Source organism: Metallumcola ferriviriculae, from assembly GCF_035573695.1.
GTDB lineage: Bacteria > Bacillota > JADQBR01 > JADQBR01 > JADQBR01 > Metallumcola > Metallumcola ferriviriculae.
The window spans coordinates 769558-792387 of the sequence record NZ_CP121694.1 but is presented as its reverse complement, the minus strand read 5'-3'; the positions used below and the strand labels follow the sequence as shown (position 1 = coordinate 792387).

The following is a 22830-nucleotide window of genomic DNA, read 5'->3' as shown; positions in this document are numbered from 1 at the left end:
GTTATTTACCCCCGCTTGCTAAAAACAGGCGGTTCATCATTTCAAGATAGGCTGCGTATGACCAGGAAAAGGACCAGGCTCCGCTTAAATAGCCAAGCCTATTCCCATTCTTTAAATCTGCCTGCACATATTCAGGCAAGGACCCGAAAGGAAAATTATTAGCTAGAAGCTTAAGCGGCTTTAAATCACCCTCTTCAGCCGCTAACATGGCAATAATACAGACATGCGGAAACCAGATATCTTTCTTTTTTGCTGTTCCTGTGCTGCTTTGGGAAAAGCCTACCCCATGGTCAAGTTGTAACCCCAGCCCTCCCAGGGTTGCAACTGCAGTTCTGCTCTTAAGCCAATTGAAACATGACTTGTCATTAAGCATCCAGGCTGCGAAAATATTAGCTGGCACCGTTAAAACACTGTCATACAGCGTCCCATCCTGTTTAATAGCATAATCAAAGCCCCCGTCCTCCCGGCGGTAATCAGCTAACCCCTGCTTAAGAAGACTAAGTGCGTTCACCCCAAAGGTAACCCTGCTGTTATCACCTAAGCTTCTATATACCGGGATAAGATTCTCAAGAGCATAAATCCATAAGATATCCACCATGCTTTCATATTTCACCAACGATGTTGTTATCTCACTAGCATAGTCATCCCAATAATCATGAACATGCCGGGCTAAAATATGTCTATCTGCCTCTATAAAATTGTCCTCTAGGTAGGTAAACAACTGATCTAGCTGCGGTTTTAACCCTGACAGCAATTGTTTATCATTAGTGTGCCTAAAGTATTTACCGGCTGCCGCCAGGAATACAGCCGCATTATCGGTGTTGTTATAGTTGTATTCCCCGGTACCATCTATATCAAAGTCGTTTACTGTTAACATGTTCTTACCTTCAAACCAGCTGAGAAACTGGGCAGCTAGTGCCGGTTTTATTGGGATGAGGGCATGGATCGCCCAGGCAGTATCACGCACCCAGTTATAAGGCCAATTGGGAATTCCCGCTGACAAATAGCCGCCCACCGACAAATTAAGGATTTGCATGAGAGAAAAATATCCCTTGGCCTTTATTGCTTCCGGGGCAAACCACTGCCTTTCTAAACCGGAAAAGTATTCACACCACATGTTCTCTGCGTCCGTATATTCACTTTCCCAATTTGAGAGGCCAGCTACCGCTTTTTCCATTACCTCAGCCTTACTCCTGCCTATGGCGATAGCAAAAACTACACTACCGCGTTCACCCAGACCATCCGTACCCATACCAACAAAACAACTTGAATGGCTAACAGTAGTTTTAGTCTCATCCAATGCATAGATAGGTGTGAACTGAACTGAATCCACCTGATATTCATTCATATTGGTGCAGCTTAAAGCCGCAAACCAGCCGCTATTATGTTCTTCTACCCAAATTACGCCCTGGCCATTATAAATCTCGTACGCTGCAGACAAATCATGTTTATCTGGCTGGCCGGAATCCCACCCTACCCATTCCATGGCAATCTTTAAATCATTGATGTTTTGGGCATCGGCAATTATGTACAGTACGTTATTTCGCGAAAAGGATAGTATATCTAAGGCACGTACCTTGCCGTTATAGTCCCTGGCATAGTGCCACTCCACAATACCGGTAGGATAGCCATCTTTACATTTAAACTTAGTTTCAAAACTGGTATTTTCGGAATTACAGGTGTTCGCTACCAAAGGATAGTAGCCCATGTCACAGGTTTTAGCCGCTATGGCCGTATTGACATCTCTTTTTCCCGACTTAGCTAACAGCATAGATAAGAAAGGGCGTATATCTACGCTGGATATCTGATCATTTAGCACCATCGCTATTTCAGAAGTAGGGTCACTTAGTACGGCCCGCCCGGCAAAATCACTGTGCAAAGTTGAGTCATTAAGGCTAAAACCCTCTGCTGCTAAGGCTGAGGTCAAACGCTCCGGGGACAAATCAAGCACATAACCGTTTTTAGTGTTAATAATATTCGGTATATCAAAGGCGCTTCTCATAACCTCACCCCAGTCAAATACATTTGTTCTTTTAAAAGCTCTGCTATCTTTTGGCTCAATTTATATATATCCAGGTCATTAGCCATTTCCATTCTTTCTACCGAGAGTAAGTTCTCTATCTGCAAACTAGAAGTCCGGCTGGTAGTTCTATCCGCAGGAACCGCCTCTTTTAAAATATTTGTATTGCCTAAGTTCGAAATACTTCCTGCTAGGTCCATGGCAGCAGACCTTATATCGGGAATACCCTTTTTGATGCCACTTTCCAGCATAGAGATCATATTGGGCATCCATCTATCAGCTTTACTGCCCGGCCCTTTTTCAGTTGGCGAGGAAAAGCCTAGGTATCCTTTCACGGTATCTGCTACCCTTGCAGTAGCATTTCTTACCCATTTAATACCGGATAAGATGCCATCAGCAATATTCTTTATAAGATTTGCTCCCCACTGGGCACCGTTAGAGATAAAATCAGCCACCCATGATTTAACGCGGTTAAATGTAGTTTGAATGCTTGAGACGATACTTGAAGCGGTGCTTTTAATGCCGTTGTAAATCCCGGTAAACCACCGGCCAATAGCAGCCAATAGATTATTGATAAAGGTGCGAAACTGCTCGCAATTCTCATAAAGATACTTAAATGCTCCGGCAAAGGGATTAACCATCAAGAGCAAGATGCTCTGCCAATTATCTTTAAAGAAACTAACCACGTTGTTAAACAGATTGACCATAAAATCAATAGCCTTATTAACTCCATCAACAATTCCATCCCAGATAGCGATAACCGCCTTTTTAAAGTCTTCATTGGTATTCCATAGATAGACGATTGCTGCCACCAATGCGGCCAGGGCGATAACAACAAGACCTATGGGATTGGCTGACATGGCCGCATTAAGTAGCCACTGAGCTGCTGCCGCTGCCTTTTGAGCCACAGACAAAACGGTTGTCTTTATTGCTGCGATATTTTCCGCATCGGCAAGCCACTTCACAGCATTCACTGCAGCGCCGACACCACTTGTGAGATTGCCCACAAGTGAAAGGAGAGGACCTATTGCTGCGGCAAAACCGATGAAGGAAAGAATCAGTATCTGCGAGCCGTTGTCAAGGTTTCCAAACCAATCGACTAAACCAGTCAGCTTTCCAATAAGGCCCTCGATGGCAGGCATGGCCGAATTGACCGCCTGCATCAAAGATGAACCGAGTGGCTCTAATGCAACAGCAGCCCTGTTTTTCATTATGGTCAGCTGCTCAGCAAAATCTATGGTTTCAAAAGCGGCTCCGTTGATAGTTTCACTGCTCGTTTGTAAGGTTTTCACTAGATCTGACAGTTCAAACCTGCCTTCCCTAATGGCAGCAGCCATATCGGGGCCTATGCGAGTACCGAACATTTCAAGGGCGATGGCATTGGCTTCACCGGTGGAGCCTGCCTCCTTTATTCTTTTAGTAACCTCTTCAAGAGCCGCCTTGGTATCGGTAATACCTTCTTGGGCCATCTTGCCCAGTGCTATACGAAGTCCGCCAAGCACTAGCTCGGTGTTGACCCCTTCCTTTTCAAACTTACCGAGCATAGCAGCTGAGGTCTCTAGGTCAAAGCCCATTTGACGAAGTGGCGCTCCAAACTCCACCATCTTGGCGTTCAGATCATTAAAACCAATTCCGGTGCTTTGGGCAACCTTAAACAAATAGTCCATGGTGCCTGCAGTATCACCGGCCGCCACACTCCAGTCTCCAAAAAGGCGCGATGAACTTGATATCATACCTGATAAATCCTCTCCAGTAATGCGAGAGAGGTTCAGCATCTGGGTGGATAACTCCTGCAGTGGTTTGCCTGCAAGCCCGGTTCTCGTATTAAGATCGGCAATGGCAGTGCTCACATCCTCCATTCCAGCCGGAACGGAAGCATAAACTGCCTTGAAATCATCCTGAAGGTCCTGAAGTGCTGCACCTGTGGCTCCGGTTCCGACTCGAATTTTCTCGAAAGTATCATCAAAGTCCATCCCCAGCTTTAAAATTCCTGTGGTAGCGGCGGCGATGGGAAGAGTCAGCCCCTTGGTTAAGGTGCCACCAATGGAAGCGAGGCTTTTACCGGCTTTATCCAATTTTTTTGCAGCACTGTTCAAGCTTTTTTGTAGCTCTGAAATATCCGCTCCGATTTTCACCACAACACTTCTAATTACTGCCATCCCATCACCTCCATTTCACCGGCACTTTCAGCCCTTTACTCTTGGCAACCTTTATTAGCTGCTCTATTGACAGGCGACTACTCGTTTTTTTCTTGATTTCGCTGTCCTTTAGAACTTTCTTCAGACTCGGTAACCTCTTTTGCCTTGCAAATGCTTCCACATGCCAAGCCAGATATATAAGTTCCTGCCTTCGTTCTGATTTCTCTTCCGCGTGGCCCCCGAACATTAGCGCAAGCTCATAAGGGGTTAACTCCCAAAACTCAGCCGGTTTCAGTCTTAGCTTTTTTATTGCGATGGAAAACAGCTCGTCAAAGTTTAAGCTTTGACTGTCTCCACCGCCTGTGGGTTTCCCGGCTTTGTACCAAAAGCCAGGGTCATGGCTTCACCGAGCTTTTCGGCCACAGTGCCGATGTCACTATATTCATCGATCAGGTCTGCGCATTTTTCCGGCGTCAGATTTTTATCCTCATGAAAAAGACCCGCATAGACGATGGTCCGCAGGTCTTTGATGGAGATATTATCTAGTTCAAGTTTCGTAAGGTTTTTACCGGTAAGCTCCTCTATCCTAATGAGAGCGTTCATCCCATACCTAAAGGTCCTTGGCTTATCAAGCTCTATGGATACTCCTTGCTTCATCTTCTTTAATCCTCCCTATAATACAGCTTACCGCTGCCTTCAAATTCAATGCTTTCATTTACTACACCATCAGCTGAAAGCTTAATGCTGTCCCCCGAAATCCTCCCATAGCCCTCATATCGTTTTTTATTGGTACCAGTGTCCAAATACAAGGCAATGATCACTTCCTGGCCGAGCCTTGAGGACAGTCTTTCATCAGCCCAATAGCTCTCTGCAGCAGCAGTAAAGCCGTTTATGGTGGGGAGGTTCTCTTTCCAGCCACCGCTTTCAAAGGTGCTCACATCAACAGTGTCCGATGAAAGATCTGCGCTCCAGCTAAAGAAGCCTCCTGCCTGGTCTACCCGAATGCTCTTTCCACTGACTGTCACAGTATCAGTACCAAGCAGGGGTACGGGAAAGATAATGACACCGCCCAAATGCCGGGCTTCAAAATTGCCATTATATTGGACATCGTTTATATAGACGGTTATGGGAGAGTTTCTATCTAAGTACCGACATAACTCATCGGTGATAGTGTAGTGCGTAAATTCAATATTGGCTGTGGCTGCTTCTTTAATGAATGTCTCATGCACATCTTCTGTTTGCAAAAACACCGCACCAACCTTACCTGCTATTGTCATCTAGCATCACCACCTTAATTGTAGGTCAGTGGACCAGTTCCCTGAAATTCAAAGGAAATGCTCACCGTATCGTCCACCGGGTCTTCCACCGACAGTCCTGAAATATAAGCGTTTCCTGAATAGTAGTTAGTTGCATTGACATACAGCTTGAGTGATACCTCGGTGCTATTTAAATAGGCATCCTGCAGTGCTTTCTGTCCGGTGGCATCGGTATGCACCGAATAAAACCCATCTGCCGAGGCTGACCACTCCTTTAAGCCTGCGATAAACTTTTTCCAATCATCACCCAGGGCGGTCACATCAAGTGTATCAACACCCAGATCAAGAGACCAACTGCTCACATCCACTACGGTACTTACACCCAGCCCCAGTTTTCCGCTTTTGCCTGCAATGGCCATGGGTTATCCCTCCTCAAATTGAAACTCAAATTCAAAAGATACCGAATATATCTCGGTATCTGGTTCATAATCGCTTATTTCTTCCATTAACAAAACACTACCGATACTAAGTCCAGCCATCGGTCCGTTAAAGTTTTGTAATTCGCTTTGGATAATTCTCGCTGTTTGGACAGCCTCTTTGTAACTTGTGGCGTAACAGGAAAACTGTAGCCTTTGCTTGATGAAGCCTGAATCCTCGACAAGACTGCGCAGCCTTTCCACCGATACCGGTAGATAAACAACGGCCGGCAGTAGTATGTTTTGCGGCAGCAGGAAAGGATAGAGCCTGTTATTCAGTTTCGGTTGCAAATGCGCGCTTACCGCTTCTTCCAGCCGCATCATTTTATCCTCCCAATCGCCTGTAAGATTTCCTCGTTAATTGTTCTGGCTACTTTTCTCATGTTTTTGTCAACAGCCGGTCTTAAAAAAGGCTGCGCTTTCATCTTGGAGGTTCCTAGCTCCACCGGAGCAAAATACTTTACTCTGCCTTTCTTTGTCACATAGTACTGGCTTTTAATGTGCGCTTTTTTGAGTTTACTCTTTTTCAGTATCAGACTCTCTTTAAGCCTGCCAGTATCCACCGGAACCCTCTGCTTGGCTTCAAAAAGCACAATATCCGCACCGGCTTTAGACGCTTTATCCAATACTTCAGTAGCCGCATCACCCATTTCTTCCATCTGCTTTATGACCTCGTCCATACCCTCGATATGCGTCTTGAGCTTTCTTACCCTGGCTCTTTTAGCCACCTTGAACCTCCTCCTTGCACATGAGGTTAAGCTCGATATTTTGACTCTCAAGATTAATGACCGATATGATTTCAAATATCCTGTCATCAAAAATCACACGCATTTTCGGCGTGATCCCTGGCCGGTAACGCATCATAATTTTTGTAGTTATCTCTGCGCTTAGCTGCTGGGAAGCAAAATATTCCTTACCCGAAACAGGTGAGACATTTGCCCATACCGTTTTGAGATCAATCCATTCCGGATTCTCAGCGCCAAAGCTATCCCTTGAAGCGACATATTCTTGAATGGTGACCCGGTGCCTCAGTTTGCCAATCCTCATCACCATTCCACCTCCCTGTAGGCAAATAGTAGTGTTCTTAAAACATCTGTCAGCTCTGTTGTGTTCAACTCGTTTCGTTCCTCATATAGCTTGGAAACTGCAAAATAGATGGCGTGTTTAACTGGTTCAGGCACCACACCGGCATAGTCGCTTAATGGAAAACGGAGGATACCTTCTACGATATCCTCCGCTGTAGCAATGAAGCTTTCGATGAGCGCATCCTCATCGGCTGAGTCTACTCTTAACCAAGCTTTTGTGTCCTCAAGTGTAACCACCAATACGCTCCCCTCCGTTTATTACTCTGAAGCCATCAGTCCTGCCGCTTTTAGCTTTGCAAGCAGAGCATTAAAATCAGTAACTAAGTCCGCTACTGTTGCTGCTACACTGTCCGCTTGCAGTGCTGCAGGCTTTAGCTCTATGCCATTAAAGGCTAGTTTCCCGCCAGTGGCCACTTCAAGGGTTCCACCGATAACCGTTTTCTCTCCGCCCTGCTCGGTATAGTTTTTAACATTACTCATTACATTTCACCTACGCTTTCTGCTGCAGCACTTTAATGGCTTCAGCTAAGATTAGCTTTCCATCCACTCGCTGACTGCCCTTAAATCCAACCTGACCTGTTGCGGCATAAAGTTCATTTAGTCTTTGGAAGGACCTGCCTTGTCTATCTGCCACCCAGTAGTAGCCAAAGTCACCAAAGGCTATTGTTTTAGCCGATGCTGCAATCGTCGGCACATAAGCAGAAGTTTTCACCGGGCGGTTCAGGATGGTGTCCGGCTGACCCGCTGTAATTGAAGGCTGCCAAATGTACTGGCCGCTACCGTCTTTTAGCTTTCTGATGGCCTTAATCGTTGCATCGTTCATTACAAAGACAGCTCTTTTGCGGTAGGGCGATTTGAGGCTATAGAACAGATCCATCACTTCATCCACTGTAAGGGCTGTGGCAGAAGCTGCAGTCACGCCAAGTTCTGCACCGCCGGTAGCATTGAAAATACCGGTCGGCTTTCCAGTTCCATCGCCAATAAAGAAGGCTTCTTCTTCCTTAGCGCCAATACGGCGGGCAAACTCCTTGGCAATATATGCCTGTAAATTAAAAACACTATCATTAAGGAGTTCTTCTGACACCTTAATCATAGTGGCAAGTTTGTAAGCGCCTATGGATACTTGGGTGAATGCATCGTCTGATTCTGGAATTGGTCCTTCTTCATCCACCCAGGATGCTGTCCCTTTAGAAGCGACAACCGGAATTTTTCTATCCCCGGAAGATGTGGTGATGATCTTGGCTAGGGATCTAAAAATGTTCTCTTCTTCAAGAGCTTGGATCAGGGTTCTTTCAAACTCATCTGGAACCAGATAGCCTCCTTCAGAATCAGTTCCAATCTGCAGGGCGTTTTGCACATCAAAGCTATTCTTGTTTCTTAGGGCTCTCCAGAAAGCTTCTTTGTATTCATCGGTTGCTCGCCCGGTTTTATGTTCATCTGTTCCACCGGGTTTTGAAGTGATCGGGCGATTAACTGGCTTTGCAAGCTCTAAATCAAGGGCCTGCTGTCTTTCTAATCTGTCAATATCCTTACCGAGACTTACCACTTCTGCTTCCATCTTTTCATAATTGGCCGTGTCTTCTGCAGAGATTAAACCATCTTCTCCTCTTTTGGAATCGAGAAAGGCTTTAGCCTGCTCCCAAACCTTTGCTCTTTTTTCACGCAGCTCTAAAATTTTACTCATTATGGTTTCCCCCTTTAGGTTTTAAGAGGCCAAGCCTCTTATCAAGTTGTGTGATATCTGTTCCAGTTTTCTTTGTCTTTTGCGGCAGTTTATTTAAGAATGAATTGACGACTGCCATTTGGCTGTAAATCATTCCTTCCTCTGGTGATGCTTGATCATTTTCTTTTGCGAACATGACGCCGTCACAAAAGCCAAGCTCCACTGCCTTTTTCGAATTAAACCAGCTTTCAGCATCCATTAGGTGTGAAAGCTTTGCCCTTGAAAGACCGGTCTTCAGTTCATAAGCGTTGACGATGCTTTCCTTCACCTCACTGAGCATACCCTTGGCCTTTTCCATTTCCCCTGCATCTCCAAAGGCGATGGTCATGGGGTTATGGATCATCATCATGGAAACAGGGGACATCAGCACCTCACCGCCAGCCATAGCAATAACCGACGCGGCACTAGCTGCAATCCCGTCAATCTTCACTGTAACCTCACCCTTATATTCCATCAGCATGTTGTATATTTGACTTGCTGCGAAGACGTCACCCCCAGGTGAATTAATCCAGATGGTAATATCACCGGTACCATCTAATAGTTCTGCTTTAAACTGTTTAGGTGTTACCTCATCGCCAAACCAGGTCTCTTCAGCAATGACTCCGTCAAGATAAAGGGTTCTTCCGTCCTCATCCTTGACCCAATTCCAAAATTTTTTATTCACTTATCTCCCTCCAATCCTCCGGTATTCTTATTTGCGTATGCACCAACATCTTCAAGCTTAAGCATATTTCCATTCATGGCATAAACATCTCCGTGCTCAATTGCATTCATATTCTCCAAAGCTCTTACGTCATTTGGGCTTAAGAAACCGTTTTGTATTCCCACAGCATAGCCTTGCATCCTGGAAGTGTAGTCTCCTCTTAAAAGGCCCTCCACTAAAAAGGCAGCAAAATATTTACCTTTTTCCGCTTTGCTAAACAGTGCTTTATTTATGGATTGCTCGATCCTTACCAACCAAGGTCTTATGGTATGCACTACAAAGCTAATAGACTGATGTTCGATGTTGCTGAAAGTCGCCTTGTCAAGGCTAGCCACAAGATGGGGAGGAACTCTAAAGATTCTGCAGATTTCCTCCGTCTGAAATTTCCTCGTCTCCAAAAACTGCGCTTGCTCAGGCGGAATGCCAATGCTTTGAAATTTCATCCCTTCTTCTAGGACTGCAATGCGGTGCGCATTAGCACTTCCCTGATAAACTGTGTTCCAACTTTCTCTGATTTTTGCCGGGTCTTTCACCACCCCGGGATGTTCTAAAACTCCGCCGGGGCTGGCCCCGTTAGCGAAGAACTTAGCTCCATATTCCTCTGTGGCAATGGCCATCCCGATAGCGTTTTTAGCCATAGCGATAGGGGAGTATCCCACCAGACCGTCAAAGCCAAGCCCCGGTATATGAAGGACTTCTTCGCTTCTAAGGATTGCTGTGCCGGTTTCTGTTTGGTATTGATAGTAAAGCTCGCCTTTAGAAGTGCGGTTCACCGTCATTTTGTCAGGGAGCAGGGGAAAGAGGCTTAAGATATTTCCTCTGCCATCTCTGATAATCTGTGCATAGGCATTTCCCCATAATAAAAGATGACTCATCAGTGTTTCTCTGAACACAAATGAAGTCATCTCTGGGTTTGGCTCATCGTGGAGCTTGTAATATAGGTTGTGACCCACCGCTTTTTCCTTGCCGCTATCGGTGTGTTTATATATATGAAGCGGCAGGCTTGCTATGGTTTCTGCCAGTATCCGAACACAGGCATATACTGCAGTGGTCTGCATGGCAGTTCTTTCATTTACTGCTTTTCCGCTTGTGGCGCTGCCAAAGAAGAAGCTATAGGTGCTTGGCCATAAGCTGTTTTTCGGGCTGGCTCTTGACTGGAATAACGTTGACAAAAAGGGTATCTTCATACACTTTCCTCCTAAAAATGGGCATGAAAATAGCACCTCATATTGAGATGCTAAATAACATGCGGTTGGATAGTCTAACTTACTTTAACCGTCCTTGAATTAATTTGTTACTCAATTGAAAGACTCCCTGCGAACGAATAATGAATTACGCAATTCTTTGGTGTGTTTTTGTACGCCTCTTCGTCGTGCATCTTTTTTACAATTTGTGGAGTGGTAAGTTCCCCGAATTCATTAATAATCTTATCAATTGAAGCAATCTCATCATCTGAAAGGTTCTTAATTTCAAAACCTGGAGTCGGCTTAAATTTATAGGCAATTTCGTCATATAAAACGATATCAAAACTGACTCCTTCTAACTTTACAATTTGGTCATGCCCCTCTGGTACAGCGCCCATAGGTAATGCACTATACGCAAGACCTGTTATTGCGTTTCCATGCCTTTTAAAGTTTAATATGTCTGAGTACCACAACATCTTCATAAGTTTCACCTTGTGAAGATTACTAACTCTTTGGGCAAGATAATTAATGACTTCAACAACTTTATCAAGCCTTAGTTCCATAGAGCCAGGCACAGTTTCTTCTTCAAAGTCGGCATAAATTGCATAGATTGCGTCTATAAGATATTGGTTCTTTCTTTTATTGTATTCTTCATTAGCCTCATGAAAATATTTAGCAAAAGCTTTTTCTGATAATCTATCTTTTGCTCTTTTAAGCATATCCAGTAACCATTTGGGGTCCGAGTCAATTTTTCTTAAAACATCATCATGAGCTCTATCCTGTACTTGATGGTTTTCATATCGTGTTATTGTGGCTCCTCCCCAATCAAGGATTTCAGAAAAGTCTTTTTGGCTAATTCCGTACTTTTCTCTTAAATTCTTGATCTCACTGGAGGTTAATAAACCCATTTTCTTTCTATAAGCATCTTTTACAGCAAGGTTATTTGCTCTAATCATATCCTCTGTTTCCAACAATTCATCCGTGTTAGAGCAATATTCATAGATGGATGTGATTTCTACCTCGCCGCCCTTAAAAATCTCTTTCTCCTCAATTTCAACAATACTTACATCATGTTCTTCCATACAACTCAAACAGAGTTTGTGCTCGCTTCTTAAAGTTTCCATTTTCATTCACCCCTGTTTTTTCCTATAAGGAAAATCATCATCCACAAACTTCTCTTCAGCAAAATGGAACGACATAACAAAGATATGGTTATCGCCGCCAGCAGCAATCGCATCTAGAATTTCTACTCTAATTTTTATATAGACATCTTCATCAGAATATTTTTTGCCGAATACTGTCATTTCTGATCGCTTTGGATATCTTTTATCTTTAACTGTTTCAATATAGTCCTCTACAGTTAGCTGTTCTAGCTCTCTTTTCATAACTTCTACTTCATCTTCATCTGGAAATAGGGTTAGCATAGTATACCGGTTTGTGTATTTTTTATCCCTGCGTTCATCTACCTTACGATCTTTTTGAAACTGAACCTTAGCATTACCGCTGTTTATTGCATATTGTAATCGATCTATATACGTTGAGATGTCCGCTTTTCTTTCTATTCTTTTTTCTTCATGTGCTTCGCTTTTCTTCATTATAACACTCCCAAAATTCCTTTGTCAATTTTTTTGGTATCAATTGATACCGATATTTCCTGGTTAAATATGCCAAAGCCAAAGTAATTATCTCATAAAGCATTTTGAAAAGGAAGCCCCTTGGCGTTATCGGTGTCAGAATTTATCAAATTCTAGCATTTAGGGTCGTATTCCGAAACTTATGAAAAAAACCGCCCTTCCATAAGAGCGGTAATCTTACTTTTTCGTGTCACAAAATTTAACATATTTATTTACTGCTGTCCTTAAACTTGATAACCCATTTTTGTCCTTGGGAAGATTGACAGTTTCTACTATTTTCTCTGAACACTCGAAGGATATTGTCTCAAGTATTAGGTTACATCGGTCCTTGTTGTACTCGTCATCTAGATTTATCGTTCGCTTTAAATGCTCTGTAAGCGCTTCTTCCACACGTCTCACTCTTGATAAATTATCGCTGGTTTGTCTTTTATCCCTACCATCCACATACACTAGCCAATCAGAAAACGCATCATTTCTCATATCATCACCCCTAGAGGGGATTATATCACAATATTTGGTAACCCGGTTTAGCAATTTGATAGTTTACATACGTCAATTATCGAAAAATCTTACGGCCCTGTTTCTATCGTAGAGAAAGTTTTATTTTTTTTGTAAATTCTATTGTGCTTTTTCCAATAATATGGTATTTTAGTTATGGTGTTTCAGATAACTGAAACTACTTATAATATGAGGAGGTTTTATTTATGAAAGCAACTTTTAACGACTTCATTAGGAAAGCTCCCAACTACAAGAAATTTAAAGGCAATGCAGAAGCAATCCATATCTTTAATGAGATCCTTTCTGATGATCAAAACATTATTGTAATGATTGATGCTAGTGAAGCAGGAAAGCCTGCATTATGCGCTTGCCTGGAACAAGTTGAAGATTATTACTTAAGCCAAGCATTTCCCACCTTTGACTTAAGGGATAATTTTACTAAGCAGGCACTCGGAACGATGGTACGTATTGTCCTTGAACCCTTCGGTTATTTAACGAAATCTCAGAAAGACATTCCTAAAAGTTATAACGCAAGGTTTGTCACTTCAGCCATGACCTATGCTAAAACAGGACCGGCTACCATGAGAGTAGTCAGAAGGATTGAACAGATTTAGTTTATAGCACCAAAATCCCTCTCCCATCATAAACACTTTCTCTATTTTCATTCCTTATAGCCCTATCCAAGGCCATAATAAGAGCTACAGCACCGTCAATACGCTCGGTGCTTTTTTCTTTGTCAGGCTTTATATTACCAGCCGGGTCGGTTTTTACAAAGATATTGTCCATCATCCATCTTAGAACCGGGTTACCCCCATGAGCAATTTTCCTTTCAAGGGTCAGTTTCATCAGTTCTTTCGAAGGTGGCGACATATCCTTATAACCTTGTCCAAAGGGAACCACACAAAAACCCATCCCTTCAAGGTTCTGCACCATCTGCACAGCACCCCATCTATCAAAAGCAATTTCCTTAATGTTATACTTTGTCCCCAAGTCTTCAATGAAAGCCTCAATAAAGCCGTAATGGACGACATTTCCTTCAGTGGTTTTGATGTAGCCCTGCTTCTCCCAAATATCATAGGGCACATGATCCCGCCTGACTCTTACTTTCAGGTTGTCATCCGGCATCCAGAAGTAAGGAAGCACAATGAATTTCTCTTCTTCTGTCCTTGGTGGAAAAACCAGCACAAACGCCGTAATATCTGTGGTGCTGGAAAGGTCAAGGCCGCCATAACATTCTCTGCCTTGAAGCTTGTCGATATCAGCTCTTTCATTACAGGCATCCCATTTCTCCATTTGCATCCAGCGGGTTGATTGCTTCACCCACTGATTAAGCCTCAGCTGTCTGAAAAGATTTTCTTCCGCAGGATTTTCTTTTGCGCTAAGATAAGCATTTCTAACTTTTTCTATATCAATGGTATGGCCTAGAGATGGATTAGCTTTATACCAGTTTTTCTCATCGGACCAGTCAGCCTCATAGTCAATCCCAAAAATCACTGGGTAAAAAGTGGGGTCAATTTTTCTTCCTTCCAGGACATCCACTGCCTTTTGATGCACCTCATAACAGATGGAGTGCCTATCTGTTCCTGCTGTGGTTATTAGGAAAAACAAAGGTTGAAGTCTTGCATCGCCAGAGCCTTTTGTCATCACATCATATAGGTCCCGGTTCGGTTGCGCGTGTAATTCATCGAAGACAACCGCGTGAACGTTAAGTCCATGTTTGGTGAACGCTTCTGCAGACAACACCTGATAATAGCTATTTGTCGGTTTATAGACCAGACGCTTCACAGACATCACCGGTTTAAATCTCTTCTTAAGGGCGGGGGACTGATCCACCATATCAACAGCAACGTCAAATACAATGGAGGCCTGTTGTCTATCCGAAGCACAACCATATACTTCAGCACCCCACTCACCATCACCAGAGGTCATGAGTAATGCAACCGCAGCTGCCATCTCACTTTTACCATTCTTCTTGGGAATTTCAATATAGGCGGTGTTATATTGCCGGTAGCCGTTTTCCTTCACCGTACCAAACACATCCCGGATGATTTTATCCTGCCAAGGCAGAAGGTCGAAAGGCACGCCTCGCCATTGGCCTTTTGTATGTTTTAAGCAGTTGATAAAGTTGACGGCATGCTGTGCTTTTCTCTCATCATGCACCCTTACCACCGCCTTTTAAGAGCACCAGCTCCATCGGATCATCCGCATCACCGGACTTATCCGTAACAAGTCTGCTTCTGGCAGAAGGTGTTAACCCAAACTGCTCACAGAATCGGTTCATAATCTTCAAGTAGGTCTGGGCGATGGATACCTGGGGCACTTGTTGCCAGTACCCGGAGGGCGTTTTAACAATGGTTCCATGTTTAGTGATAAACTCTTCCGCTTCTTTCCACCTTGCATAAGCTTGGCAGTATCCAGCAAAGGCAGCCATATCAACTTCTGAAAGTATACCTAGCTGCTCCAGTTGCTTGGCCATCCTACGCCATTCCTTTTTCGCGTCTGGTTCCAGCCATGTTGGGCATCTTGGCGCTTTCTTTTCCGGTTTAGGTTCATTCTGATTAAGCTCTCTTTTTCCAGGGTTACCTTCTAGTTCTTTAATTGCGGTGGGTTTTGGTTTTCTTCCACGTTGGGCCACAGGTATCACCTCCTCTCCAAAACCGCCATAAGAAAAAGAGCCTATCTTCTGATAGACTCAATTCCGAGTAAAATTAACCCCTAATACTTTATGGTTGTATTACTCATCTTTCATATCCACTTTCCTGAAAGCCCCGCTGCCCTCAAGGTTAACAAGCAGCACCTTCCTAGTGGTTTTATACTCCTTACCGTTCATCCCCAACCGAATTAGCCAAGTTCTAAAAGCATACTTGGGATTGTCATCTTGGGTTGGTTTAAAAGATGAGCGTTTTAGCTTTTGGGCAGTTTGGTTGATAAATGCTATAAGGTCTTGAAAAGCAGCTATCTTATCAGCATCCAAGTTCTCCGCTGCCAGTTTAAAGGTAAGGGTCTCTTGTTCAAAATCAAAAGTTAAGCCTTGGCATCTTTCTGGCCCCAGTTCCATGAGGGCTGTTTTAAAATCTTCTATCGTACTAATTTCCTTCGAGCTTAAATCCTCTGCAAAGGTCTTATCCAACAATTCCTCCGTCAACTTAAAAGCCTTCATGATGAGGTGTTGTTTGCTGGCAAGCATGTTCACGATGTTTTGTAATGTCACCCCGGTGTGCCCTTCGAGGGGTAGTTTGACTTCACAACCGTCAAAGCCAATGAGTTCTGGTTTATCTTCATTACCTTCTGGTGTACCCGTTTCTTCGGGCTGCTCTGCCTGCAAAATCTCTTCCAAAGTTGTAATCTTCCCACCTGCAGTTGTAATGGTTCCCTGCCTGTCAATGGTGTAGATCTTTTCTCCTGCCGCAACTTCATAAGCAAAACTGGGCGCTCCTAAGTACTTATGTTTTACCCCTAGGAACTCACTCAGCTTTTTCACCATTTCTTTTCTATCCATTCTTTATCCCTCCTGTGTGTTTTGGTAGTCTATATATCACTCTAAACACAGGAAATAGCAAGATGTTTCTAATCAAAAAAGCAGGCCGCTAAGCCCGCTTCTGTTCATTCTTCAATGGCCGTATACCTTGGGTAATCATAACCTTCGCTGTTTACTAGCACCCGCTCGCCGGTATCAAGATTTGTCACCCTGATGCACCTTATCTCCCCGTTTTGATTTGAACCGCCATCGTCTTTCTCAATCCAAGGTTGGTCTTCAAGCAGGTCCTTTACGAATTCCTGAAAAGCATAATCGTTAAGTGTAATCTCCTTTGTTACCTCATAAGTTGATCCAGTAAATCCCTCTTTCTTTGCTTGTCTGGTAGCCTCCATGAGTTCTTCAAGGCTTGCCATTTTTCTTCCGAAAAGTGCTCTCATTCTCATTACCTCCTGTGTTTTGTGGTATTCTATATATCACTCTAAACACAAGATTTAGCAAGGGTTTATTCTGGTTTTGGTACATCTTTATAAGATATTTTTTTACCATCTCGTTCAAGAAAGACCCCAGCATCTGAACCGGCTTGCTCAATAAATCTCTTTACAATGACATCGGTGTATTTTTCATCCAGCTCTACCGTATAACAAATTCGGTTTGTTTGTTCACAGGCAATAAGGGTAGAGCCGCTACCACCGAAAGGGTCAAGGACAATGCAATTGCTCATGCTGCTGTTTTGGATTGGATAGGCGCAAAGAGCCACCGGTTTCATAGTCGGATGAAGTTCATTCTTTGACGGCCTATCAAAGTTCCAGATGGTACTCTGTTTTCTGTCGGTATACCAGTTATGCTTACCCTCTTTTAGCCATCCGAAAAGAATAGGTTCGTGTTTCCATTGGTACGGGCTCCTGCCAAGAACAAGACTCTGCTTGGCCCAGATACAAACACCGGATAAGTAAAAGCCTGCATCTTTGAAGGCCTTTCTAAAGTTATAGCCTTCGGTATCCGCGTGGAAAACATAGATGGATGCATCCTTTTCCATATAAGCAGCTACGTTGGTGAAGGCTTTAAGCAAAAATTTGTAAAACTCTTCACCCCTCATGTTATCGTTCTTAATATTGCCGGCTTGGGCAGAGTAATTCACATTATATGGCGGGTCCGTTACTACCAGGTTGGCTTTCTGCCCATTCATAAGCACCCGGTGAATCTCTGAGTCGGTACTATCCCCACACACAAGTCGGTGCCTTCCAAGCAACCACACATCACCCTTTTTTGTTATCGCCGGTTCGGCCAACTCCTCATCTACGTCAAAGTCGTCTTCCTCAATCTCTTTATCGTGGATCTCATTGAAAAGCTGATCAATTTCCGGTGGGTCAAAACCGGTGAAGGAAACGTCATAATCCAGAGACTGCAAATCCTTAATCAGATCAGCCAGCAGCTCTTTATTCCACTCGCCACTAATTTTATTTAAGGCCACATTCAGAGCTTTTTCCTTTGTTTTATCAATGTCGATTACCACACAATCAATCTCTGTATAACCCAATTCCTTTAAAACGGTAATCCGTTGATGTCCACCAATCACCGTCATATCCCTATTAACTATAATGGGATCAACATAACCGAATTCAGTTATGCTGTTCTTAATCTTTTCAAACTCGCTGTCACCCGGCTTAAGTTTTTTCCTTGGGTTGTAACCAGCGGGAATCATATCATCTATTTTTAGTTTTTTAAATTCCATCTTCTTCACTCCAAAATCTTGATTTGATATAGCAGTCATGGCAACAATACTTTCGTTTCTTGTTCCCGTAGCAGCTAAACTCCTTGCCGCAATGCGGGCAAGTATATTGATAGGTTGCTGTGTCCTTTTTGTTCCTTGCTTGGGGATTTTCTCTCCACCATTTCCGCCGGCAAAATTCCGAGCAAAACTTCCGCACCCTTCCGCGTCCTTTTTGTTTAATAGGTTTGCCACAATAGGAGCAGAGGAGATGATTTTTAATTTTTTCTTTAACGTTAAGTGCTACAACTCTCGAATCCCCATCGAGGCCATTTCTTTTACAATAGCCACGAACGCTATCTCGGGACTTCCCTAGCACTGCAGCAATGGCCTTATATCCAACCCCTTTAAGCCGGAGGTCATGAATTTGCTGCTTTTCCACTTCCGTCATCTCTCGCACTCCTTTCTTCGTGTGCTGTGTTCAAAATGGCAACAAAAAAACGTCTTAGATAGCTCTATATCAGCTTCTTAAAACGTTCTTTCGTTTAATCTAAATTTGCAGCTGTAGTGGCACAGTTTTTACATTATGTGCAGTACTTTCGATATAATCGACCTTAAATAATATTATTATAAATTAATTAGTTATGCCCTTGATTTCGTAAAGAAAAGATTTTTACCAGTTATACATTATGTCATAAAAGTTGTATGATTTGGCATACGATTAAACAAATAGAAGGAGGTGTTGAATCCAGTATGTTTTTTAGATCGAAGTTATCTGCAAAAAGACTTAATGATCTTTTAAACAATGCTTTAATACATAAGATTAGCAATTGTGAATATACCTTGCATGACCACTGGAAAACCATTGCACTTAAACTTGAAAACGCTGAAATAATGAAACGGTTTTGTGAGCAAGGAGGTACTAATGGAGACGAAACTATAGTAGATATAACAATTACTTTATTAAATGGAAATGCGTGTCTAGTTGTTTATAAGGCTCCTATTGAGTTTAATTTACTTGATGGTCGGACGTATGATGATAAAGAAAATAGAGAGTTTAGTAGTAATTTAAATTGGATTCATCAAGGTCCCTGGTGCATTGAGATTCTATCCCAAGTTGAGGATCTTGAAAAAGATATTGTCATCAGAAAGGAAAATTTACAAAAAGAAAAGTTAAACCATAAGGAAAAAGAACAAAAAAATATCGAAACTAGAATTGATTATTTTACAAAGGTTTTTAGCCGTAACTCCAGTTCACATAAAACAAAATAAGTCCAGGCAATTTTGGAGCTTCAAAGTAATTAAAAAACTTTTTGCAAAATTAACTACTGCATATAAACCATGTACTACAGCTTATTCCAATGGCACCGTTACTTCAACCGCAAAATAATAGCCAAATACATTTAACTTATTTATAACCTCATCGCAAATTCCAAGAGGTCGTAAAGTCTTATCGCTACTGAATTTTATAACTCTTTCACCATCTAAAGGATAACCCCCCTTATTAAATTCCGCGAAAATTTACGCGAAGGGGGCGGACGGTCCCCAGGTCAAGGGTTGTAGGGATTTCAGGCCTCCTGGGGGGTCGGTAAATCTTCAACGCATTTGCCATAAAACTAAATCTACTTTTTTGATATCACTTACGTTAACGTCCTTGTATCGGTTGTCAAAGAGTTCGATTAGTCTTTCTGCATCAGCAGTCACCATAAACGCTTCATACCAATGTTTAATCCTGCTGTAGATATCGATAGTCTTTTCAAGTCGATTCTTACTTGAATAAGCTGGTTTTTTAAAACCGATGTTTTGCAGGACAAATGTGTCCCAGACAGGCAATTGGGGATTTATTGTTGCTGCTAACTTGCTAGAAAAAGATGCCTCTATTCTTTCAAATTTGTTGTAGAAATGTTTAAGCACTTCAGAGAAAGTAACTTCCCTGGATTTATTCCTTTCCATGTACAGATAGTACTCTTTATAAAATTCCGCCTTTCTTTGGCGCATGCGGTAAAAGCCATTATACTTTTTCCGAAACTGCGTGTCTTTTGAGACATCAACCTTATGCAGCAATTTCATTATTTGTAAATACTTTTCTAACCCCGGTTCTACTCTTTCAATAGCTTCTAAGGCCTTCGCCATATCCATGCTTTAATTCCCCCACTGTAAAATACCTTACTTAAATACTAGCATATCTTACCTTTATTTGGTATGCCTAGTAGCTATACCTTGGGTGTCGATCCTCTGTCATCGTCTTCCGATCATGACATTTCTTACATAAAGGCTGCCAGTTATTTTCATCCCAAAAGAGAGTCTTATCTCCCCGATGCGGTTGTATGTGGTCCACTACCGTAGCAGGGGTAAGCTTTCCCTCCTTTTCACAGTACTTGCAGAGGGGATTAACTTTTAAAAACCTCTTACTGGCTTTCCTCCAGCGATTGCCATAGCCACGCTCTCTGGCACTTGGTCTGTCACCTTGATGCAGCCGCACATGAAATTCGCAATAGGTTTCGTCAGCGAGTAAAGGACAGCCCGGATGTTTACAAGGCTTCTTGGGTTTCATTGGCATCTATGTCAACTCCATACTTATCAAAGTGTGCATAAAGAAAGCCCTGGAAGGAACATCCTCCAAGGGCCTGCGTTATATGCTTCTTGTACAGTTTATATTATATCTTAGGGTGACTGTGCAAAACAATGCAAAGAAATGTCCAGTTTTACTTTTTTTAATGCTTTTGCATGAATATAGTGGACATTACGCCAACCGTAGTTCATGTGCTCTGCAATTTCTTCCCAAGTCTTGTAATTCAAATACCTAAGTTCCAGCAAAAGATGATACTCGGGTTGCTTCACTGAATTAATAACATTAATGATGTCCCGTTTTAAATCCACCAGCTTATCAATATCTCTATCAATCTCATGCTCAAGATCTACCAACTTAACAACGGCATTTTCCATGGGACTTCTGTTCTTTGTACCGCTTACTCGCTCGGCATGAATGGTAGCAGTGGCTTTGCTAGAAAGTTCTCTTAGGTTAGCCACCTGCTCAAGTTTACTATTAATTCTCTGGTCTAGGTGAAAGGCCTGGGATAAATATTCCTTTGCGTTCATTACATCAATCCCCCTTTGAATGTAGCCTTGACCGCATCGATGAGTGCGGCTTGTGTATTGTCCTTATCTTTCAGAGCTTTCATCACTCGCTCGTCTATCGTTTCTTTAGCTATAAGATGGTGAATGACTACAGTGTCCTTTTGTCCTTGCCGCCAAAGCCTGGCATTGGTCTGCTGATAAAGTTCCAGGCTCCATGTCAAACCGAACCAAACAAGGGTGGATCCGCCAGTTTGCAGGTTCAATCCATGTCCGGCCGAAGCGGGGTGGACTGCTGCAATGGGGATTTCACCGCTGTTCCACCGTTTGATGGAATCAGAACTGTCCAGTGTTTCCACTGCAAACCGCTTTTTGATTCGGGCAATATCGTGCTTAAACCAATAGGCTATTAGGACAGGCTTTCCATTGGCTGCTTCGATTAGATCCTCCAAAGCGTCTAGCTTACGGTCGTGAATGTGTATCACCGCACCATCATCGTCATACACGGCACCATTTGCCATCTGCAAAAGTTTGCCGGATAGCCCAGCTGCGTTTGATGCTGTGATTTCTTCGCCTTTGATTGTAGCAATAAGGTCTCGTTTTAGGGTTTTGACAGTTTCCATTTCCTTTTCCGATAGCCGGACAGGCACTTCGTTTAGTAGCAGTTCCGGCAGTTTGAGATAATCAGAACCCTTCATACTGATGGTAATGTCAGAAATCAGCTGATAGATTGCTTCTTCTGCTCCAGGTCTTGGCTTATAGGAAAACACCACTTGTTGGTTACGCTTATCCGGCACAAAGTAGTTATCGCGGTATTTACCGATAAATCTTCCTAACCGCTGCCCTATATCCAAGAGCCGATACTCTGACCACAAATCCATTAGTCCATTTGAGGAAGGCGTGCCGGTCAAGCCTACAATCCTTTTTACTTTGGGCCTGACTTTCAGCAAGCTCTTAAACCGCTTAGCCTGGTGGGATTTGAAGGAAGACAACTCATCGATGGCCACCATGTCAAAGTCAAAGGGAATGCCGCTTCGGTGAACGAGCCACTCAACATTCTCCCGGTTGATTATATACACCTGTGCTTTCTGTAGGAGAGCTGATTTCCTTTGCTTTTCCGAGCCCACAGCGACCTTGTATGTCAAGCCCTGCAAATGATCCCATTTTTCAATCTCGGCTGGCCAGGTATCCCTTGCTACTCTAAGTGGGGCAATGACCAACACCTTACGGACGAGAAAGCTGTCCAGTGTCAAGTCAAAAATAGCAGTCAGCGTGATAACGCTCTTACCAAGCCCCATATCAAGCAGAACTGCTGCAACGGGATGGGAGAGGATATAGTCTGTTGCATAGACCTGGTATTCATGTGGTCTGTATTTCATGAAGGATCCCTCCAATCTGTTCTGGTCCATCTATACAGAAAACCAAAAACCCAAGTGACTCCAACTGTCTTTTTCGTTTTTCCTGCAAAGGACGCATTTTCTTTCCTGGGGCTTTCACTTCCACAAAAGCTATTTTTCCATAAGACAGTAGAATCAGGCGGTCTGGCATTCCATCGAAACCAGGTGATATAAACTTTAGTGCAAGGCCGCCCATGTCTTTTACCGCTCTGATCAGTTTTTGCTCTACAGTTTTTTCTCTCATATATCCTCCATAAAACTGTGTTCCTAGTCCCGAAAAAACCCTATACGCGCGTATATACGCGTCTGCATGTGTGTTATCTCTCTCTTTCTTTACTATTATTTTTAATAGTAATCTTCGGAACATAGGAACACAGGGTATTAGGCAACGCATTTTATAAGGGGCTGGCGCCTGTTCCGATGTGGTGTACCGAAAGATGTTTTTTGGTTCATCG

General features: G+C 43.0%; 29 protein-coding genes. 2 read left to right on the top strand and 27 right to left on the bottom strand.

Translation table 11 applies throughout. From position 1 onward, the window contains the following. Position 1 precedes the first annotated feature (1 nt). From MFMK1_RS04030 to MFMK1_RS03950, 17 genes are all read right to left on the bottom strand, one after another. Positions 2 to 2002: a glucosidase family protein gene (locus tag MFMK1_RS04030; RefSeq protein WP_366923880.1), complete on the bottom strand. Its 2001-nt coding sequence runs from the start codon at positions 2000 to 2002 to the stop codon at positions 2 to 4. After that, positions 1999 to 4179, bottom strand: coding sequence for a phage tail tape measure protein (locus MFMK1_RS04025; RefSeq protein WP_366923879.1), 2181 nt, complete (start codon positions 4177 to 4179; stop codon positions 1999 to 2001). The genes MFMK1_RS04030 and MFMK1_RS04025 overlap by 4 nt, the downstream gene beginning before the upstream one ends. Positions 4180 to 4183: 4 nt before the next feature. Further along, a complete protein-coding gene (locus MFMK1_RS04020) occupies positions 4184 to 4453 on the bottom strand; it encodes a phage tail assembly chaperone (protein WP_366924864.1) in 270 nt (89 codons plus the stop codon). Positions 4454 to 4494: 41 nt separating this feature from the next. Beyond that, complete coding sequence (locus tag MFMK1_RS04015) at positions 4495 to 4815, bottom strand: hypothetical protein (RefSeq protein ID WP_366923878.1); 321 nt, start codon at positions 4813 to 4815, stop codon at positions 4495 to 4497. 5 nt (positions 4816 to 4820) lie between these two features. Beyond that, positions 4821 to 5435, bottom strand: coding sequence for a phage tail protein (locus MFMK1_RS04010; RefSeq protein WP_366923877.1), 615 nt, complete (start codon positions 5433 to 5435; stop codon positions 4821 to 4823). 14 nt (positions 5436 to 5449) lie between these two features. Continuing rightward, positions 5450 to 5833 (bottom strand): phage tail tube protein, encoded by a 384-nt coding sequence (locus tag MFMK1_RS04005; protein ID WP_366923876.1) that lies wholly within the window; start codon positions 5831 to 5833, stop codon positions 5450 to 5452. A gap of 3 nt (positions 5834 to 5836) precedes the next feature. Next, complete coding sequence (gp17, locus tag MFMK1_RS04000; RefSeq protein ID WP_366923875.1) at positions 5837 to 6214, bottom strand: tail completion protein gp17; 378 nt, start codon at positions 6212 to 6214, stop codon at positions 5837 to 5839. Then, positions 6211 to 6618, bottom strand: a complete 408-nt coding sequence (locus tag MFMK1_RS03995) for an HK97-gp10 family putative phage morphogenesis protein (protein ID WP_366923874.1) — start codon at positions 6616 to 6618, stop codon at positions 6211 to 6213. Before MFMK1_RS03995 ends, gp17 begins: the two co-directional genes overlap by 4 nt. Next, the gene (locus tag MFMK1_RS03990; RefSeq protein WP_366923873.1) at positions 6611 to 6937 is read right to left on the bottom strand and encodes a phage head closure protein; all 327 of its coding nucleotides are present in this window, start codon (positions 6935 to 6937) and stop codon (positions 6611 to 6613) included. Before MFMK1_RS03990 ends, MFMK1_RS03995 begins: the two co-directional genes overlap by 8 nt. Then, entirely contained in the window at positions 6937 to 7212 is a 276-nt protein-coding gene (locus MFMK1_RS03985) for a head-tail connector protein (protein ID WP_366924863.1), read from the bottom strand. Before MFMK1_RS03985 ends, MFMK1_RS03990 begins: the two co-directional genes overlap by 1 nt. Positions 7213 to 7233: 21 nt before the next feature. Continuing rightward, positions 7234 to 7455, bottom strand: coding sequence for a Head fiber protein (locus tag MFMK1_RS03980; RefSeq protein ID WP_366923872.1), 222 nt, complete (start codon positions 7453 to 7455; stop codon positions 7234 to 7236). Between the two features lie 10 nt (positions 7456 to 7465). Continuing rightward, entirely contained in the window at positions 7466 to 8659 is a 1194-nt protein-coding gene (locus MFMK1_RS03975) for a phage major capsid protein (RefSeq protein WP_366923871.1), read from the bottom strand. Further along, complete coding sequence (locus MFMK1_RS03970; RefSeq protein ID WP_366923870.1) at positions 8652 to 9362, bottom strand: head maturation protease, ClpP-related; 711 nt, start codon at positions 9360 to 9362, stop codon at positions 8652 to 8654. The genes MFMK1_RS03975 and MFMK1_RS03970 overlap by 8 nt, the downstream gene beginning before the upstream one ends. Then, positions 9359 to 10588: a phage portal protein gene (locus tag MFMK1_RS03965; RefSeq protein ID WP_428846287.1), complete on the bottom strand. Its 1230-nt coding sequence runs from the start codon at positions 10586 to 10588 to the stop codon at positions 9359 to 9361. The genes MFMK1_RS03970 and MFMK1_RS03965 overlap by 4 nt, the downstream gene beginning before the upstream one ends. A gap of 107 nt (positions 10589 to 10695) precedes the next feature. Next, positions 10696 to 11709 carry a type II TA system antitoxin MqsA family protein gene (locus MFMK1_RS03960; protein ID WP_366923869.1) on the bottom strand — a complete coding sequence of 338 codons (1014 nt, stop codon included), beginning with the start codon at positions 11707 to 11709 and terminating at the stop codon, positions 10696 to 10698. 6 nt (positions 11710 to 11715) lie between these two features. Then, the gene (locus MFMK1_RS03955) at positions 11716 to 12180 is read right to left on the bottom strand and encodes a hypothetical protein (protein ID WP_366923868.1); all 465 of its coding nucleotides are present in this window, start codon (positions 12178 to 12180) and stop codon (positions 11716 to 11718) included. Positions 12181 to 12396: 216 nt separating this feature from the next. After that, entirely contained in the window at positions 12397 to 12699 is a 303-nt protein-coding gene (locus MFMK1_RS03950) for a hypothetical protein (protein WP_366923867.1), read from the bottom strand. Between the two features lie 224 nt (positions 12700 to 12923). On the opposite strand from MFMK1_RS03950, the gene MFMK1_RS03945 reads away from it, so the two are divergent. After that, positions 12924 to 13331: a hypothetical protein gene (locus MFMK1_RS03945; protein WP_366923866.1), complete on the top strand. Its 408-nt coding sequence runs from the start codon at positions 12924 to 12926 to the stop codon at positions 13329 to 13331. Position 13332: 1 nt separating this feature from the next. Here the strand turns inward: MFMK1_RS03945 and MFMK1_RS03940 are convergent, their stop codons facing one another. The 5 genes from MFMK1_RS03940 to MFMK1_RS03920 form a co-directional block, all read right to left on the bottom strand. Then, positions 13333 to 14877, bottom strand: a complete 1545-nt coding sequence (locus tag MFMK1_RS03940; RefSeq protein ID WP_366923865.1) for a terminase large subunit — start codon at positions 14875 to 14877, stop codon at positions 13333 to 13335. After that, positions 14870 to 15352: a phage terminase small subunit P27 family gene (locus MFMK1_RS03935; RefSeq protein ID WP_366923864.1), complete on the bottom strand. Its 483-nt coding sequence runs from the start codon at positions 15350 to 15352 to the stop codon at positions 14870 to 14872. The genes MFMK1_RS03940 and MFMK1_RS03935 overlap by 8 nt, the downstream gene beginning before the upstream one ends. 99 nt (positions 15353 to 15451) lie before the next feature. Further along, positions 15452 to 16216 carry a virulence-related protein gene (locus MFMK1_RS03930; protein ID WP_366923863.1) on the bottom strand — a complete coding sequence of 255 codons (765 nt, stop codon included), beginning with the start codon at positions 16214 to 16216 and terminating at the stop codon, positions 15452 to 15454. Positions 16217 to 16320: 104 nt separating this feature from the next. Next, on the bottom strand, positions 16321 to 16632 hold the full coding sequence (locus MFMK1_RS03925; protein ID WP_366923862.1) for a DUF6329 domain-containing protein: 312 nt from the start codon (positions 16630 to 16632) through the stop codon (positions 16321 to 16323). 65 nt (positions 16633 to 16697) lie between these two features. Next, positions 16698 to 17927, bottom strand: a complete 1230-nt coding sequence (locus MFMK1_RS03920) for a site-specific DNA-methyltransferase (protein ID WP_366923861.1) — start codon at positions 17925 to 17927, stop codon at positions 16698 to 16700. A 729-nt stretch (positions 17928 to 18656) separates the two neighbouring features. On the opposite strand from MFMK1_RS03920, the gene MFMK1_RS03915 reads away from it, so the two are divergent. Then, positions 18657 to 19175: a hypothetical protein gene (locus tag MFMK1_RS03915; RefSeq protein ID WP_366923860.1), complete on the top strand. Its 519-nt coding sequence runs from the start codon at positions 18657 to 18659 to the stop codon at positions 19173 to 19175. Positions 19176 to 19499: 324 nt separating this feature from the next. Here the strand turns inward: MFMK1_RS03915 and MFMK1_RS03910 are convergent, their stop codons facing one another. The 5 genes from MFMK1_RS03910 to MFMK1_RS03890 form a co-directional block, all read right to left on the bottom strand. Continuing rightward, the gene (locus MFMK1_RS03910; RefSeq protein WP_366923859.1) at positions 19500 to 20042 is read right to left on the bottom strand and encodes a hypothetical protein; all 543 of its coding nucleotides are present in this window, start codon (positions 20040 to 20042) and stop codon (positions 19500 to 19502) included. A gap of 67 nt (positions 20043 to 20109) precedes the next feature. Next, positions 20110 to 20463, bottom strand: a complete 354-nt coding sequence (locus MFMK1_RS03905; RefSeq protein WP_366923858.1) for an HNH endonuclease — start codon at positions 20461 to 20463, stop codon at positions 20110 to 20112. A gap of 104 nt (positions 20464 to 20567) precedes the next feature. Further along, on the bottom strand, positions 20568 to 21002 hold the full coding sequence (locus tag MFMK1_RS03900; RefSeq protein WP_366923857.1) for a DUF1492 domain-containing protein: 435 nt from the start codon (positions 21000 to 21002) through the stop codon (positions 20568 to 20570). Further along, a complete protein-coding gene (locus tag MFMK1_RS03895) occupies positions 21002 to 22357 on the bottom strand; it encodes an SNF2-related protein (protein WP_366923856.1) in 1356 nt (451 codons plus the stop codon). Before MFMK1_RS03895 ends, MFMK1_RS03900 begins: the two co-directional genes overlap by 1 nt. After that, positions 22338 to 22619, bottom strand: a complete 282-nt coding sequence (locus MFMK1_RS03890; protein WP_366923855.1) for a VRR-NUC domain-containing protein — start codon at positions 22617 to 22619, stop codon at positions 22338 to 22340. Before MFMK1_RS03890 ends, MFMK1_RS03895 begins: the two co-directional genes overlap by 20 nt. Positions 22620 to 22830: the final 211 nt, after the last annotated feature.